Below are 2634 nucleotides of genomic sequence, written 5' to 3'. Positions count from 1 at the left end.
GCTCACGCCCCCGCGCTCCACCCGCCCGAGCGCACGGCATCGGCCACGGCCCCGGCCCGGTGCGGCGGCACGACGAGGAAACCGACGGTGAGCCCCGGCGCGACCCGCTTGGAGAGACCGTCGACGACATGGGTGAGCGCGGGGGCGTGAGCGGCGAGCGGATCACCGGGCTCGTGCAGGAAGGACCAGATGCGGTCCTCCACCACGGGCAGGTCCAAGTCGTGGATCAGCTGGGCGAGTTGCAGTAATCGGGCGCGGCTCGTCGTCAGGGACGTCGGATTGTGCAGCGTCGGCTGTACGTACAGCGCGGACAGCGGCGCCGTCCGGTGGGCGGCGGCGACGGCCTCCGGAAGCAGCCCGGCCGCGTCACCGGCCAGCGGCACCAGGGTGATACCCAGCCGCGCCGCGATCTCCTTGACCAGCGGATACGTCAGCTGCTCCACACCGACCCGGCCGCCCGGCCGGACCAGGGAGGCCAGCACGGCGGCGATGGCCTGCCGTGCGTTGCCGGTGAACAGCAGCCGGTCCGGGGCGGGGCGCCAGCCGGGGGTGGCGAGGAGAGTGGCCGCCGCCTCCCGGGCCGGCTCGGTACCGGTGGCGGCGGCCGGCAGCAGCGCCTCCGCCAGCGCGTCGGGGCGCAGCAGCGGCGCGAGGACGGGGGCGAGGAGCTCGGGCTGGCCGGGCGCGCTGGGGTAGTTGAGCTCCAGGTTGACGGGGGCGTCGGCCCGGCCGGGCTCGGCGAGCGCCCGCCCCGCCGGCCCGTCCGGGGTGGCCCGTACGTAGGTGCCGCGCCCGACCTCGCCGACGACCAGCCCACGCCGTACGAGTTCGCTGTACACCCGTCCGGCCGTCGACGAGGCGATCCCCCGGCGCCGGGCGAACGCCCGCTGCGGCGGCAGCCGTTGACCGGGCTTCAGCCGCCCGCTGGCGATGTCGTCGGCGATCCTGTCGGCGATACGGCGGTAGTCACCCATCGATCGGTCTCCCCCTTGGATCCCCTGCATTTCGGATCTCCCGCATTGCACCGAGAGCAAAGATCTTATTGCACTGAGTAGTTGGAGCTGCCTAGGGTCGTCCCATGGCACCCTTCCTCGCATACGAGGACAAAGGCCCCGTAACCTCCCGGCAGCCCCTTGTCCCCCTGGTCCTCGTCCACGGCCATCCCTTCGACCGCACGATGTGGGCCCCGCAGCTCGGCACGTTCTCCGCGGCCCGCCGCGTCATCGCCCCCGACCTGCGCGGCTACGGCGCCTCCCCGACGACCCCGGCCCTCACGGACTTCTCGCAGTTCGCCCGGGACATCGAGACCCTGCTCGACGAACTGGGGGTGGAGTCCTTCGTCCTCGCCGGGCTGTCGATGGGCGGCCAGATCGCGATGGACTGCTACCGCCTGTTCCCCGGCCGCGTCCGCGGCCTCGTCCTCGCCGACACCTTCCCGGCGGCCGAGACCCCGGACGGGGTCCGCACCCGCGACGCCATGGCGGACCGCCTCCTGCGGGAGGGCATGCGCGGCTACGCCGACGAGGTCCTGGAGCGGATGGTCGCCCCGTACGCCCCCGCCGAGGTCAAGGCGCACGTCCACCGCATGATGACGGCCACCTCCCCCGAGGGCGCCGCCGCGGCCCTGCGCGCCCGCGCCCGGCGCCCCGACTACGCCGCCCTGCTGACCCGCGTGACCGTCCCGGCCCTGGTCGTCGTGGGAGCCGACGACACCTACACCCCCGTCTCCGACGCCCGGGCCATGCACGCGGCCCTCCCGGACGCGACCCTGCACGTGATCGAGGGCACGGCCCACATGCCGAACCTCGAACGCCCCGAGGAGTTCGACAAGGCACTCGGGGAATTCCTGGCCCGCGTCGACGCCTCCCGGCCCGGGGGCACCGGCCGCCAGCAACCTTCCGCCGCCCCACCCCGTCTTTGAGGGAGGATTCGGGCCCGCCTTCGAGGGAGGATTCGGGCACCCCACTCCGCGAACGGAAGGCCGGGCCTTGGACACCGCCGCTGCCGAGAGGACCGCCACCGACGGGCCGGAACACCGTCCGCCCGGACGGCGGCTCGGCGCCTGGTGCGCCGCCCTGCTGTTCGCCGCGGTCAGCGTGGTCGTCGGCTTCCGGACCGCCGACAGCGACGGCATCACGCCCGTCCCGCAGGTCCTCGCCTTCCTGCCCTGGCTGCTCGCCCCCACCGGCCTGGCGCTGCTGCTCACCCTGCTGTCCCGGTGGTGGCTCGGGACGGCCTGGGGCGTGCTCCTGCTCGGCCTGCTGGCCTGGTTCATCGAGCCGTACGGCAAGGTCGGCGACCCCGTCGGCCGCCCGGTCGCCGACCTGCGCGTACTGACCTCGAACGTCGAGTTCGGGCAGGGCACCGGGTCCCTGGTCGCCGCCGTCCGCCGCGAGAAACCGGACGTCGTCTTCGTACAGGAATGCGAATACGAGTGTGATGCGCGGCTGAAGGACGACCTCTCACAGGACTACCCGCACCGCCGGGCCGTCGAGGGCGGCGGCTCCGAGGGCTCCGTCATCCTCAGCCGCTTCCCGCTGAAGCCCGCCGACGACGTCTCCGGCACCATGGGCATGCCCGGGGCGGTCGCCGACGTCGACGGGCATCCCGTACGACTCCAGCTCGCCCACCCCA

Annotated in this window: 2 protein-coding genes and 1 pseudogene; 2 read left to right on the top strand and 1 reads right to left on the bottom strand. The window is 73.8% G+C overall.

Annotation, left to right across the window (positions count from 1 at the left end):
- Window positions 1–8: 8 nt before the first annotated feature.
- Window positions 9–974, bottom strand: a pseudogene (locus CA983_RS42630) (aminotransferase-like domain-containing protein); the annotation flags it as partial.
- A 104-nt stretch (window positions 975–1078) separates the two neighbouring features.
- Here CA983_RS42630 and CA983_RS42625 point away from each other — a divergent pair.
- Window positions 1079–1921 carry an alpha/beta fold hydrolase gene (locus tag CA983_RS42625; protein ID WP_086605989.1) on the top strand — a complete coding sequence of 281 codons (843 nt, stop codon included), beginning with the start codon at window positions 1079–1081 and terminating at the stop codon, window positions 1919–1921.
- Window positions 1922–1988: 67 nt separating this feature from the next.
- Window positions 1989–2634: endonuclease/exonuclease/phosphatase family protein (locus CA983_RS42620; RefSeq protein WP_143645786.1), on the top strand; the 646-nt coding region annotated here is incomplete at its 3' end.

The sequence above is a fragment of the Streptomyces swartbergensis genome (genome assembly GCF_002148965.1).
Lineage (GTDB): Bacteria > Actinomycetota > Actinomycetes > Streptomycetales > Streptomycetaceae > Streptomyces > Streptomyces swartbergensis.
Note: the sequence above shows the minus strand (reverse complement) of the source record. Positions and strands in the feature narration are given on the sequence as shown.

Excerpts from the sequence above, each read along its gene's own strand:
- CA983_RS42625 (WP_086605989.1), top strand. The coding sequence starts at position 1,079 with ATGGCACCCTTCCTCGCATACGAGGACAAAGGCCCCGTAACCTCCCGG.